The organism is Paractinoplanes ferrugineus, assembly GCF_016862195.1.
GTDB classification, from domain to species: domain Bacteria; phylum Actinomycetota; class Actinomycetes; order Mycobacteriales; family Micromonosporaceae; genus Actinoplanes; species Actinoplanes ferrugineus.
In genome coordinates this window covers 19,379-32,498 of sequence record NZ_BOMM01000047.1, presented here as the reverse complement: position 1 = coordinate 32,498, position 13,120 = coordinate 19,379, and the positions used below count along the sequence as shown (strand labels likewise).

9 protein-coding genes are annotated in these 13,120 nt (G+C 72.1%); 8 read left to right on the top strand and 1 reads right to left on the bottom strand.

Going from position 1 to position 13,120, the window contains the following annotated elements; all coding sequences use genetic code 11:
* Positions 1-20: 20 nt before the first annotated feature.
* The gene (locus Afe05nite_RS24555) at positions 21-683 is read left to right on the top strand and encodes an HAD family hydrolase (RefSeq protein ID WP_203819545.1); all 663 of its coding nucleotides are present in this window, start codon (positions 21-23) and stop codon (positions 681-683) included.
* A 15-nt stretch (positions 684-698) separates the two neighbouring features.
* Here Afe05nite_RS24555 and car read toward each other — a convergent pair whose 3' ends face one another.
* Positions 699-4,169: a carboxylic acid reductase gene (gene car, locus Afe05nite_RS24550; protein ID WP_203819544.1), complete on the bottom strand. Its 3,471-nt coding sequence runs from the start codon at positions 4,167-4,169 to the stop codon at positions 699-701.
* Between the two features lie 247 nt (positions 4,170-4,416).
* On the opposite strand from car, the gene Afe05nite_RS24545 reads away from it, so the two are divergent.
* The 7 genes from Afe05nite_RS24545 to Afe05nite_RS24515 all read left to right on the top strand — a co-directional run bounded on the left by Afe05nite_RS24545 (position 4,417) and on the right by Afe05nite_RS24515 (position 13,119).
* Positions 4,417-5,403 carry a ParB/RepB/Spo0J family partition protein gene (locus tag Afe05nite_RS24545; protein WP_203819543.1) on the top strand — a complete coding sequence of 329 codons (987 nt, stop codon included), beginning with the start codon at positions 4,417-4,419 and terminating at the stop codon, positions 5,401-5,403.
* A gap of 27 nt (positions 5,404-5,430) precedes the next feature.
* The gene (locus Afe05nite_RS24540; RefSeq protein WP_203819542.1) at positions 5,431-6,267 is read left to right on the top strand and encodes a 2-amino-3,7-dideoxy-D-threo-hept-6-ulosonate synthase; all 837 of its coding nucleotides are present in this window, start codon (positions 5,431-5,433) and stop codon (positions 6,265-6,267) included.
* A 32-nt stretch (positions 6,268-6,299) separates the two neighbouring features.
* On the top strand, positions 6,300-7,412 hold the full coding sequence (locus Afe05nite_RS24535) for a 3-dehydroquinate synthase II family protein (protein ID WP_203819541.1): 1,113 nt from the start codon (positions 6,300-6,302) through the stop codon (positions 7,410-7,412).
* A 43-nt stretch (positions 7,413-7,455) separates the two neighbouring features.
* On the top strand, positions 7,456-8,802 hold the full coding sequence (locus Afe05nite_RS24530; RefSeq protein ID WP_203819540.1) for an aspartate kinase: 1,347 nt from the start codon (positions 7,456-7,458) through the stop codon (positions 8,800-8,802).
* Between the two features lie 83 nt (positions 8,803-8,885).
* Positions 8,886-10,103 (top strand): cytochrome P450, encoded by a 1,218-nt coding sequence (locus Afe05nite_RS24525; RefSeq protein WP_203819539.1) that lies wholly within the window; start codon positions 8,886-8,888, stop codon positions 10,101-10,103.
* Positions 10,100-11,632: a GMC family oxidoreductase gene (locus Afe05nite_RS24520; protein ID WP_203819538.1), complete on the top strand. Its 1,533-nt coding sequence runs from the start codon at positions 10,100-10,102 to the stop codon at positions 11,630-11,632. The genes Afe05nite_RS24525 and Afe05nite_RS24520 overlap by 4 nt, the downstream gene beginning before the upstream one ends.
* Positions 11,629-13,119: an aldehyde dehydrogenase family protein gene (locus Afe05nite_RS24515; protein ID WP_203819537.1), complete on the top strand. Its 1,491-nt coding sequence runs from the start codon at positions 11,629-11,631 to the stop codon at positions 13,117-13,119. Before Afe05nite_RS24520 ends, Afe05nite_RS24515 begins: the two co-directional genes overlap by 4 nt.
* Position 13,120 lies beyond the last annotated feature (1 nt).

Genomic DNA, 13,120 nt, shown 5'->3' with positions numbered 1-13,120 from the left:
TACGTTGTGGGGAGTCAGCGATGAACAGCCGGGCCCGGTCCGGCCGGGTGGCCTTCTTCGATGTGGACGAGACGCTGCTGGTCGGCAAGAGCATGGTCGAGTTCCTGCGGTACTGGTCGGACTCCGAGGGCGTCTTCCGTCGTACCGTCGGTGAGCTGGAAGAGGTGGCGGGGCGGTCGGGCCGGGCCGCCGCCAACCGCGCCTACTACCTGCTGTTCGCCGGCGTCGCGAACGAGGCGCTGGCGGAGGCGGGCCGCCGCTGGTACGCGGAGCACCGGCGCCGCCCCGCGGCCTTCGTCCGGGCCACCGCGGCGGCGCTCGCCGACCACCGGGCCGCCGGCGACCAGGTGGTGCTGGTCTCCGGTTCGTGCCGGGCCATCCTCGATCCACTGGCCGCGGACGTGGCCGCCGACGAAGTGCTGTGCACCGAACTCGAGGTCGACGGCGACGGTCGGCTGACCGGTGCGGTGGCCGCTGCGATGATCGGGCCGGCCAAGGCCGACGCCGCGGCCGGGCTGCTCCGGCGTCTCGGTGTCCGCCCCGCCGACTGCTTCGCGTACGGCGACCACGCCAGCGACCTGGATCTGCTGACTGCCGTCGGCAACCCGAGGGTGGTCGGCGACGATCCGGTCCTGGGCTCGTGGGCCGGGCAGCACGGCTGGCCCGTGCTGCCCGGCCGGTGAGCGGACCGCCACCGGTCAGATCAGGCCGAGGTGTCGCAGGTCCGACACATACTTGTCGATCAGCGCGCGGGACAGGTGCGGGATGTCCGGTGCCGCTTCCCGGAACCGCGACGACGGGAAGGCCGACCCGCTCCGCGGTTCCGCGGGCTCTCGCCAGACGTGCAGCAGCGGAAGCAGGGAGTTCTGCCGCTGCTGGTCCGGCAGGGCCCGCAACGCCGCCTCGAACTGCCCGTACCACTCGCGGTAGTCGTCGATGCGCCGGATGGCGACACCGCAGCCGGCCAGCCAGTCGACGACGGTGTCCAGGGAGACGCCGTCGTCGTGCGGATTGACCACGCTGAAGGTGCGGTACCCGGACGCGGCGGAGCCGAGGGCGGCCACCGAGGCGGCGACGAAGTCCCCGGGCAGGCCGTCGTAGTGCGCCCGGCTCGCGTCCCCCCGGTAGAACGACGCCGGCGCGACACCGGTGACGATCAGGCTCAGGAGCAGGCGGGTGAACGTGTCCGGCACGTTGAGCTGCCCGGTGTAGCGGCGGTGCGCCAGGATCATCCCGGACCGGAACACGGTGACCGGCAGCCCGTACCGGTCATGCGCCTGTCGCAGCAGCACCTCACCGGCCCACTTGCTGGTGGCGTAGCCGCCCGCGTGGCGACTGTCGATCGGCCGTACGGCGTCGGCCACCCTGACGTCGCTGTCCTCGTCCAGGCTGCCGGCACCGTGCGACGCCATCGCCACGGACGACAGGAAGCTGATCGCTTTGCGGCGGGTGGTGAGTGCCAACCGGACGACCTCGGCGGTACCGACCACGTTGGACTCGAACAGCTGCCGGTACGGCAGCACATGGTTCACCAGCGCGGCCGCGTGCACCACGGTGTCCACCGTCGCCGCCAGCCGGTGCCAGGTCCGGTCGTCCAGCCCCAGGTTCGGTGCGCTGACGTCACCGGCCAGCACCTGCAGGGTGCCGGCGCCGACGGCCTCGGCGTACTCGCGCTTGAGCTCCAGATCGCCGCTGTCCAGCGACTGCTCGAGCCGCGCGCGGGCGGCCCGGTCGTCGGCCGCGCGCACCAGGCAGACGAGTTTGCCGCCGGTCGGGGCCAGCCGCCGGGACCACGCCAGGCACAGCAGCCGGCCGAGGTAGCCGTTGGCCCCGGTGAGCAGCACCGTGCTCGGGCGCTCGGCCGTCGGCGGCAGCGCCGGTGCGGTGTCCAGGGTGGCCGGGTCGATGAACTTGTCGAGGGTGAGGTCCGCCGCCCGGACCTCGGTGGCGTCTTCCCCGTGCACGCCCGCGAACGTCGCCCGGTGGCCCGGGCCGCCGCGCCGGCCCTCGATCCGGGCGGCGATGTGCTCCAGGGTGCCGGCCGGGCCCAGCATCGTCGCCACCTGGACCTCGGTGCCGAAGATGTCCTTGAGGGCGTTCGCCAGCGCCAGTGCGGTCAGCGAGTCGCCGCCGAGGTCGGTGAACCGCGCCCGGGCCTCCGGCTCGGCCACGGACGCGCCCAGCAGCGCCCGCGCGGCCCGGCGTACCGTTTCCACGACCGGGCGGTCCTCGTCGTGCCGCAGACCGCGCAGGTTGTCGACCTGCTCCTCGGCCAGCGCGGCGTACCGTCGCTCCAGCTGTTCGCCGTAGCGCTCCTTCAACCGTGGGCGCAGCTGTTTGGTCGAATCGGACAGCAGGCCGTTGTCCTGGCTGAACGGCACCGTCTCGATCAGCAGGTCGCGGGGGATCTCGTACGGCTGCAGGTCGGCTTGGGCCGCGACGTGCCGCAGCGACGCGTGGATCGCCGCCTTCAGCGCCGTCTCGTCCGACGCCCGGTCGAGCGCCTCGGGGGTCGGCACCACGACGGCGAGCAGGTACGAGCGGGAGCTGTTGCCGTAGAGGTAGATCTGGTGCACCAGAGGGCTGGTCACCAGAGCCGCCTCCAGCCTGGCCAGCGCCACGAACTCGCCCTGCGCCAGCTTCAGGACGTTGTTGCGCCGGTCGACGTAGTGCAGCCGGTCGGGTGCGACCTCGGCCATGACGTCGCCGGTGCGGTAGTAGCCGTCGTCGTCGAAGGCGGCCGCGGTGATGTCCGGCCGCCGGTAGTAGCCGGGGGTGATCAGGGCGCTCCGGACCAGCAACTCGCCGCGCGGATAGGGGGTGTCGGTGGTGCGGTACCCGAGCTCGGGGACGTCGACGAGCTTGTAGTCGCGCACGAACGCCCGCTGCACCTGGTGGTCGAGCATCACCAGCCCGGTCTCGGTCGTGCCGTAGCTGTCCAGGAAGGGCACCTCCAGGCAGGACTCGATGAACGCGGCCAGCTCGGGCGCGAGCGGCGCGGAGCCGCACGGTGTGTGGATGACGCGCCCGCCGAGTACGACGTCGCGAAAGTGCGCGCGCAGCGATTCGGCCTGGTCGGCGCCGCGCTGGTTCAGCCGGGTCTGATAGCTCTGGTGCAGCAGTTCGCAGACCCGGGGGACCAGGGCGAACTCGGTCGGCCGGATCAGTGCCAGGTCCTCCAGCAGGGTCGCGAGGTTGCTGTCGGCGACGAAGCAGGCGGTGCCGCCCAGCGCGAGCGTCTTGATCACGAGTCGCCGGGCGACGAGATGGCTCTGTGGCAGGAAGTTGGCCGTGATCATCGGGTATCGCTGCTCGGCGGGCCGCCACATCATCGAGACGGTGGACTCCGGGAAGATGACGCCCTTCGGGGTGCCGGTGCTCCCGGAGGTGTAGATGAGGGCGGACAGTACGTCGCGCGTGTCGGCGACCGGCGGCAGGGCCGGTGCCGGGCGAAGGGCGGTCCCCCGTTCGATGACGTCGGACAGCACCTCGACCGTCGTCGGCGAGGCGGCCTCGGTCAGGCGCCGGCGCGCGTCCGTGAGGCGCTCGGTGTGCGCCTCGAGCTCGGGGCAGTGGTCGAACACGATCAGCCGGACGACGGACGTGGTGCCGGCCAGCGCCTCCAGCACCGTGTCCAGCCGCTCCGTCGTCGTGGCGAAGACGCGGGGGGCGGTCTCGTCGACCAGGTGGCGGATGTGGGCCACGGTGGCGGTGTTGTGCAGGGGTACGACGACCGCGCCGACCTGACCGGCCGCGAGGTCGACGACGGTGTAGTCGATGCCGGCGAAGCCGAGGACCGCGACGAAGTCGCCCGGGCGCAACGGGTGGTCGGCGTGGTGGTACCAGTCGGCCGCGACCGCGCGCAGCCGGCGGCTGAGTTCGCGGTAGGAGATGCTGTCGAACCGGGGCGGTCGCCGCAGCTCGGTGTGTCCGGCGACGGAGACGAACTCCCTGGCCCGTTCGGCCAGCGCCGGCCGGTCGGCGTAGCCGGCCAGGGTCAGTTCGACGATCTCGGGCAACCGCAGTCCGGGTGTCGCGGTCGTGGCGAGCACCTCGGGTAGCGGCAGCCGGTCCGCGAGCTCGGGGTCGGCCCGCACCGTCTCGATGCGGCGGCTCCGATTCGCTGCCAGCCGGCCGCGGGCGGGCCGGGCCAGTACGTCATTGCTCATGGTTACCCCTTCCGGCGACTCGGGCTCGGCGGCCCGCGGTCACCGCGGTGTCGGGTGGCCTGTGCAACCGGGTACCTTCGTCGCTTGCACTGCCAGAAACATACCTCTTAGAAGGTATTGTCGGCGAGTTGATCGTGCCATCTTCGCTGCTGGAAAGCTTATCCAGAAAAATACCTTGCCGAAGGTATGTGAATCGAGCAGAGTGGTGGCAGGACACGACGGACTCAGCTGACCCAGGAGTAACGACGTGACAAATGGGGATGCAATCAACAGTGAGCGGGACGGCGACGTCAGCAGTGACATCGAGTGGATCCCGATCGCGACACTCGTTCTGACCGGTTCTCCGCGCTCCGTGAAGGACGCCGAGCACGCGAAGGTGCTCGCGGAAGTGCAGTCACAGGCGGAGCTGCCGCCCATCGTCGTACAGCGGAGCAGTCGCCGGGTGATCGACGGCCTGCACCGGGTGCGGGCCGCACAGTTGCGCGGGGAACAGCGGATCCGCGGTCGCTACTTCGACGGCGACGACGCCGACGCGTTCGTGCTGGCCGTCCGGCTGAACGTACGGCACGGGCTGCCGCTGTCCCTGGCCGACCGCAAGGCGGCCGCTCGGCACATCCTGCACCAGTACCCGGGCTGGTCGAACCGGGCGGTGGCGGTGACCTCGGGTCTGTCGCCCAAGACCGTCGGCCTGCTGCGCGAGCAGTGCCAGGCGCCGGCGGTCGAGGTCCGGATCGGCCGCGACGGCCGGCGACGCCCGGTCAGCGGGGCCGCCGGCCGGGAGCGCGTACGGGAAATCCTCATGCGCGACCCGACCTGCTCGTTGCGTACGGTCGGCGCCGCGGCCGGGGTGTCGCCGGGCACGGTGCGGGCGATCCGCACGCAACTCGACCGCGGGGCGGCGGTGACGCTCCCGCGCCAGCACGTCCCGCCGTCCGGGCCGGACGGCGACCGGCGACCCGCCGGCCGCCCGGCGACCCGGGTCGCGGCCGAGCGGACGGGCACGATCCTGCGTGCCCTGCGCTCCGACCCCTCACTGCGCTTCAAGGAGTCCGGCCGCCTGCTGCTGAGCGTTCTGGAGGTGGCCGCGATGGACGCACCGACGCAGGAACGCCTGATCGGTGACCTGCCGGAGCACTGCGTCCCGTTCGTCGCCGAGCTCGCGAGGGCGAGTGGGCAGATCTGGCAGGAACTGGCGCAGCGCCTGATCGCGCGCAGGTCCGTGGAAATGACATGAGCTCCGAGCTGGAATGGGTGATGAGACATGACAGACGTCTACTGCTTGTCGGGTAAGGGCTTGCGGCAGCAACGGATCTTGCACCAGCCGTCCGGGACGACCTTCCTCGTCCCGCTCGACCACTCGCTGGCCGACGGTCCGCTGTCCAGCGCCGCGGGCTTCGCCTCGCTGATCGCCTCGCTGGCCGTCAACGACGTGGACGGCATCATCGTCCACAAGGGACGCGTGCGGTTCCTGCCGACCGAGGCACTCGGCCGGATGGCGCTGATCGTGCACCTCAACGGCAGCACCCGGCACGCCCCCGACACGGACGCGAAGACCCTGGTCAGCAGCGTGGCCGAGGCGGTGGCGCTGGGTGCGGACGGGGTCAGCGTCCACATCAACCTGGGATCGGACACCGAGGCCGCCCAGCTGTCCGATCTCGGCCTGGTGGCCGAGCAGTGCGCGCGGTGGGGTGTCCCGCTGCTCGCCATGGTCTACCCCCGCGGCCCCCGCATCACCGACTCGGCCGACCCCACCCTGCTGGCCCACGCCGCCAACGTCGCGGCCGACCTCGGGGCCGACATCGTCAAGCTGCCCTTCACCGGATCGCCGGAAACGATGCGCGGCGTGGTGGCGGCCAGCCCGATCCCGGTCGTGACCGCCGGCGGCGGGGTGCTCGGCAACGCCGACGCCTTCGTCCGCCACATCGGCTCCGCGATGGAGTCCGGCGTGCTCGGCGTCGCGGCCGGACGCAACATCTTCCGCGCCGCGGACCCCGGGCGGATGGCCCGCTCGGTCGCCCGGCGCGTGCACGCCGGACTCGGCTCGCCGCAGTCCCTCACCTCTCTCGACCTGACTCTGTCCGCCGCGACAGCGTCCTGACCGCCAACCCCCCACAACCGAAGGGCACGAACGTGAAGTCTGCATGGATCGACCTCCGGGGCCTCGCCGTCGACCTCGCCGTCGCCGTGATCGAGGAGAGCACACACCTCGGCATCGCCACCGTCGTGTTGGACGACCCCGAACTGGCGCAGAAGGTTCCCCCGACGCTGCAGAAGGCTGCCGTCGTGACCGGTGAGACCCCGACGGTGCTGATCGACCGGCTGGTCGAGGTGGTCGACATCCTGATCGCCGAGCACGACATCGCGGAGAAGTTCGCGGACGTCCATCCGGACCTGCGCCACGGCGTCCTGATCCGCGTGCTGGGTGAGGAGACGCTGCAGCTCGCCTGCCGGATCGCGACCGAGGCGGACCTGACCCTCGTCGAGTTCCAGCAGGACCCCAGCAAGATCCCGCTGGAGATTCTGCTGGCGGCGGCCGACAAGGCCAAGGGCTCGATCGTGACCGTGGTCGAGGACGTCGAGGACGCGATGGTCACCATCGGGGTGCTGGAGCGGGGCTCCGACGCCGTCCTGCTCGCCCCGCGGCGCGTCGGCGACGCCTCCGAGCTGGTGCGGGTGTGCCAGGGCGAGGCCGAGACGCTGGGCCTGCAGGAGTTGGAGGTCGTCAAGCTGACGCACGTCGGTCTCGGCGACCGGGTCTGCGTGGACACCTGCTCCCACCTGCGGCCCAACGAGGGCATCCTGGTCGGCGCGTACGCGACCGGTCTGGTGCTGGTCAGCAGCGAAACCCACCCGCTGCCGTACATGCCGACCCGCCCGTTCCGGGTGAACGCGGCCGCACTCAGCTCGTACACCCTGACGCCGGGCAACCGCACCCGCTACCTGTCCGAGCTGCAGTGCGGCTCGGAGATCCTGGCGGTCAACACCGACGGCGGCGTACGCCGGGTGGTCGTCTGCCGGATCAAGATGGAGACCCGGCCGATGCTGAAGATCGAGGCCCGCACCGCGGGCGGCGACGTGGTGAACGTGGTCGGCCAGGACGACTGGCACGTCCGCGCGCTCGGCCCCGGCGCGAGCGTGCACAACTTCACCGAACTGCGGCCCGGTGATCGCATCCTCGGGCACACGATGACCGACCAGCGGCACGTCGGCTACGCCATCCGTGAGTTCCTGCACGAGCAGTGACGGTCGGGCCGGCTCCACCGGAGAAGGAAGAGAGTGCGGAGATATGGCGCTCATTGTGCAGAAGTACGGCGGGACCTCGCTCGCCACAGCGGAGAAGGTCATCGAGGCGGCCCGGCAGATCCTCGCGGCGCGGGCGGACGGGCACGAGGTGGTCGCGGTCGTGTCCGCGATGGGGCAGACCACCGACAAGTTGCTGCGGTTGGCGTCGGCGGTGTCGGACCGGCCGGATCCCGCCGAGCTCGATGCCCTCCTCGGCACCGGCGAGGCCGTCTCCGCCGCGCTGCTGTCCTTGGCGCTGATCCACCGGGGTGCCGCCAGCAGGTCGTTCAGCGGGGCCGAGGCCGGAATCCGCACGGACGACCGGCACGGCCGGGCGACCATCGAGGCGGTCGACCCCACCCGGCTCAGGCAGGACCTCGGTCGTGGCGTCATCCCGGTCGTCACCGGTTTCCAGGGTGAGGCGGGCGTCGGCGGACCCCGCACCACCCTGGGCCGCGGCGGCTCGGACACCACCGGCGTGGCGCTGGCCGCGGCCCTGGACGCGGACCACTGCGAGATCGTCACGGATGTCGCGGGCGTCTACACCGCCGACCCCCGTACGGTCACCGGCGCCCGGCGGCACACCACCCTGCTGTACGAAGAGGTGGCCGAACTGGCGGTGGGCGGAGCCAAGGTGCTGGCCGCGAGTTCGGTGGACTACGCGCGGATCCACGGGGTGGCCCTGAAGGTGCGCTCCAACAGCAGCCTGAACGGGCCGCAGACGTGGGTCGGGCACCGGCACCGCGCCGCCGCCGTACGGTTCGCCGACGCCTCCTGGCGGCCGGCCGGGCTCGACGAGGCGCCGGTGATCGCCGGGGTGGCCACCAAGTCCGGTCTCGTGCGCTGCGTCCTGCGCCGGATCACCGCGGACCACGCGTTCGCGATCCTGCACGCGCTGGCCGCCTCCGGGATCGAGGTGGAACTGCGCCGCTACGGCAATCTCGGCACCGAGGACGTCAGCGACGTCGCGTTGACCCTGTCCGCGGACGACGTGGACGAGGTGCGTGCGCTGCTGGCCGAGATCCAGCCGAGAACCGGTGTCGAGGAGGTGCACTGGACCTCGAACCTGGCGCGGCTGTCGGTCGTCGGTCTCGGTATCGGCCAGCGGCCGGACGCGTCGCTGCACCTGCTCGGTGCGCTGCGGTCGGTCGGCGCCGCGCGTACCGATCTGCTCGTCACCTCGAACCGGCTCAGCGTGCTGACCGGGCAGGGCTGCCTGGCCGCGGCGACCCAGCGGGTGCACGACGTCTTCGTCCACGAGACACCGGTCTCCGCGCTCGCCGCCACCTGGTGGGCCGACGACCGCGGGCGGCTGAACACCCCGGTACCCGCACTGACCGCGGCCGACTGAACCGCCCCCCGGACTGTGCCGGCCGGTTCCCCCGGCCGGCCGGCACAGCGCCAAGCGGATGAGAAGCACGAGCGGAGCGACCCATGACCACACCGACATTCGACCCGACGTCCGACGGGCAACTGGCCGACCCGTACCCGACCTACACGTCCATGCGCGATCGCTGCCCGGTCCTGCACGAGCGGAACCGGAACGTCCTCGTCGTCACCCGGCACGAGGACGTCCTGCGGGTGCTGCACGATCCGGCCACGTACTCGTCGGAGAGCGCGGTGAAGGCGGCCGCGGGACCGGAGGCCGACGAGGTCAAACAGGTCCTGGCCGAAGGCTGGTCGCTGACGCCCAACCTGACCGAGAGCGACGGCGCGGAGCACACCCGGCTGCGGGTGGCGGTGAACCGCGTGTTCACGCCGCGGCGGGTGGCCGCGTGGGAGCCCTTCATCAGGCAGACCGCCGAGGACCTGATCGGGCGGTTCGCCGCCGACGGCGAGACCGACATCATCGGTAGCTTCGCGTGGCCGTTCCCGCTGCACGTGGTGGCGGGGATCCTCGGCATCCCGCCGGGCGACGTGCCGCTGCTGCGGCAGTGGAGCCACAGTTGGCTGAGGCTCTCCGTCGGCGGCGGTGAGGTGGCCGAGCGGGTCGAGTGCGCCCGCGACACCATCGCCATGCAGAACTACGTGATGGCGATGCTGCGGGACCCGGGCACGGCCGGCGAAGGGCTGGTCGCCTCGCTCGCGGCCGACCGCGGCCCGGACGGCCTCGACGACGTGGAACTCATGCGCGTCGTGATGAACCTGATCATCGCGGGCCACGTCACCGTCACCCGCTCGATCGGCAACGGTCTGGTGAGCCTTCTCGAGCACCCGTCCCAGCTCGCGGCGCTGCGCGACGGCTCGGTGCCGGCCGAGGCGATGGTCGAGGAGATCCTGCGGTTCGAGTCGCCGGTCCAGGGACTCTTCCGCACCGTCACCAGGCCGACCGAGCTGGCCGGCCGCCCGTTACGGCCGGGCGACCGGCTGATGGTGCACTTCGGGTCCGCGAACCGGGACGACCGCGCGCTCGCGAACCCGGACACGTTCGACATCGGGCCCCGGGCCGGCCGAAACATGCTGGCCTTCGGCCACGGCATCCACAGTTGCCTCGGCGCCGGCCTGGCCCGGCTCCAACTGCGGGTCGCCATCCCGCTGCTGTTCGACCGCCTGCCCGGCCTGCGCCTGGGCCCGCCGGACGGGCGCCGCCGGGAGCGGCTGGTGATCGCCCGCGGATACGACGAACTCCGCCTGTGCTGGGAGGTTCCGTGAGCTACGACGTCATCGTGGTCGGTGGCGGCTCGGCCGGCTGTGTCCTGGCCAATCGCCTGTCGGCCGACCCTCGGTTGTCGGTCCTGCTGCTGGAGGCGGGCCCGGACTTCCCGTCCGTCGATCAGTTGCCGGCGGAGGTCGCCGACGCGTCCCGCGCGCCGTACACCTATGACTGGGGCTACGCCGCGGTGCCGGACTCGTTCGGCAACGAGGTGCCGGTGCCCCGGGGTCGCATCATCGGCGGATCCTCCTCGGTGAACGTCTGCGTCGCGATGCGTGCCCGGCCCGCAGACCACCACACCTGGGCGCGGCTGGCCGGTCCGGCCTGGGACTACCCGCAGATGCTGCCGTTCTACAGGGAGATGGAGCATTACCCGTACGGCGAGGAGAAGTTCCACGGCGTCGACGGGCCGTACCGCATGACGGTGAGCACGAGCGCGGACCTCGGCCCGCACGTCGTGGCGATGGCGGAGGCGAGCGCGCGGCTCGGCTACCCGCGGGTCGACGACTTCAACGCGCCGGGCCTGCCGGGCTTCGCGCACACCCCGCTCAGCGCCGCCGACGGGGTGCGGCTGAGCACCGCCATCGGCTACCTCAACCCGGTTCGCGACCGGCCGAACCTGACCGTACGCGGCGACACGCTGGTCGACCGGGTGCTGCTGAGCGGCGAGCGGGCGTACGGGGTCCGGCTGGTCACCGGGGAGGAGATCGGCGCCGCGCACGTGGTGCTCAGCGCCGGCGCCCACAACAGCCCGGCCATCGCGATGCGCTCCGGGATCGGCGAGCGGGCCGAGCTCGCGCGGCACGGCATCGACGTCGTGACCGAGCTCCCCGGGGTGGGCCGCAACCTGGCCGAACACCCCGCCTTCTGGAACATCCACGTCGCGAAGCCGCCACCGGCGGGTGCCCGGCAGATGTTCGGCAGCGTGCTCAGCGTCGCCACCGGACGCGGGGAGCCGGACTACGACGTGCAGATCCTGCCCTCGGCGGCGATGCCGACCGGGGATCTGCCGGCCGCGTTCGTCCCGCCGGCCGAGAACCACCCGACGGGCTGGGACATGGTGTTCTTCGTGTCCTGCGTCCAGCCGCGCTCGCGGGGGACCGTACGGCTCGCCACCCGCGACCCGGCCGACGCACCCGTCATCGACCTCGGGCTCTACACGGCGGCCGAGGACGCCGAGCGGGTCGCCGACGCGGTGCGCATCGCGCGCCGGATCGCGCGTACCCGGCCGCTGGCCGACCTGCTGCTGGACGAGCGGGTGCCGGGACCGGACGTCAGCGACCGCGACCTGGCCGACGCGGTCCGGCGGGCGCCGGCCCACTACAACCACGGCAGCTCCACGATGCGGATGGGCCCGCGCCGGGACCCCGACGCCGTCGTCGACGGGGACGGCGCCGTGTACGGCATCGAGGGCCTCACCGTCGCGGACGCCTCGGTGATCCCGGCCATACCCCGCGTGGCCACCAACGTTCCCACCATTGTGATCGCCGAGCGGATCGCCTCGGTGCTGAAAGCGAGGATGTCATGACCACGATCATCGACTCGGCTCCGCTGATGAGGACCCGGTGGTCCGGGCCGGCCGACGCCGAGCGGTTCACCGTCCACAACCCGGCGACCGGCCGGCCGCTGGCGGTCATCGCGGGCGCCGGCCCGGAACAGGTCGACCAGGCGGTCCGGGCCGCGTACGAGGGACACCTCGCGTGGAAGGCCCGCACACCCCGCGAGCGCGGCAAGTGGCTGTGGAAGGTCGCCCAGGCGATCCGGGAGAACGCCGACGAGATCGCGGCGCTGGAGTCCAGCGACAACGGCAAGCCGGTGACCCAGGCCCGCAACTTCGACCTGGAGGGGGCACCGACGATCTTCGAGATGTTCGCCGGACTGTGCGAGGCGATCCCGAGCCAGGCCCGGGACTCCGGCAGCATGCTGGACATCACGCTGCGCCAGCCGTTCGGCGTCATCGCCGCGATCATCCCGTTCAACTGGCCGCCGCTGCACACCGCCGGCAAGATCGCCCCCGCCCTGGCCGCGGGCAACGCCGTGGTCATCAAGCCACCGGAGCAGGCTCCGCTGTCGGTGCTGCGGGTGGCCGAACTGGCCCAGTCCATCCTGCCGGACGACATCGTGCACGTGCTGCCCGGCACCGGTGCCGTCGGCGCGCAGCTCGCCGGGCACCCACTGGTGGGCAAGGTGTCCTTCACCGGCTCACCCACCGCCGGCCAGGCGGTGATCCGGACGGCCGCGCAGAACCTGACCCCGACCCTGATGGAGCTCGGCGGCAAGAACGCTCTGGTGATCTTCGAGGATGCGGACCTCGACTCGGCCGTGCCGTGGGCGGTCGAAGGCGGCTACTTCAACCAGGGCGAGGCGTGCACCGCGGCGTCGCGCGTACTGGTGCACGTCGACCGCTACGAGGAGGTCGTCCGGCGGCTCACGGCGGCGGTCGGCCGGCTGAAGGTGGGCAACGGGGCCGACGCCGACACGCACGTCGGTCCGCTGGTGACCCCGGCCCAGCAGCAGCGGGTGCTCGACTACCTCGAGCTCGGCGTCCGCGAAGGCGCCACCGTCGCGGCGCAGGCGCCGGTGCCCACCGACCCGGACCTGGCCGGCGGCTACTGGGTCCCGCCCACGCTGTTCACCGGCGTCACCCCGCAGATGCGGATCGCGTCCGAGGAAATCTTCGGCCCGGTCGTGTGCGTGATCCCGTTCCGCGACGAGGCGGAGGCGGTCCGGATCGCCAACGGCACCGACTTCGGCCTGGTCGCCGGCGTGTTCACCGGCGAGACCGAGCGGGCCATGCGGGTCAGCCGGGCCCTGCGCGTCGGCATCGTGTTCGTCAACCACTACAACCGTTCGTTCACCGGTACCCCGTTCGGCGGGGTGGGCGCCAGCGGCTACGGCCGCGAGCACGCCGTCGAGACGCTCCAGGAGTACAGCTACGCGCACAGCCTGCGGTTGCCCTCGGGCACCGGCGAGATCCCGCGCTGGGCCCCCTCGCTCGAGGTCACCGGCGGCTGAT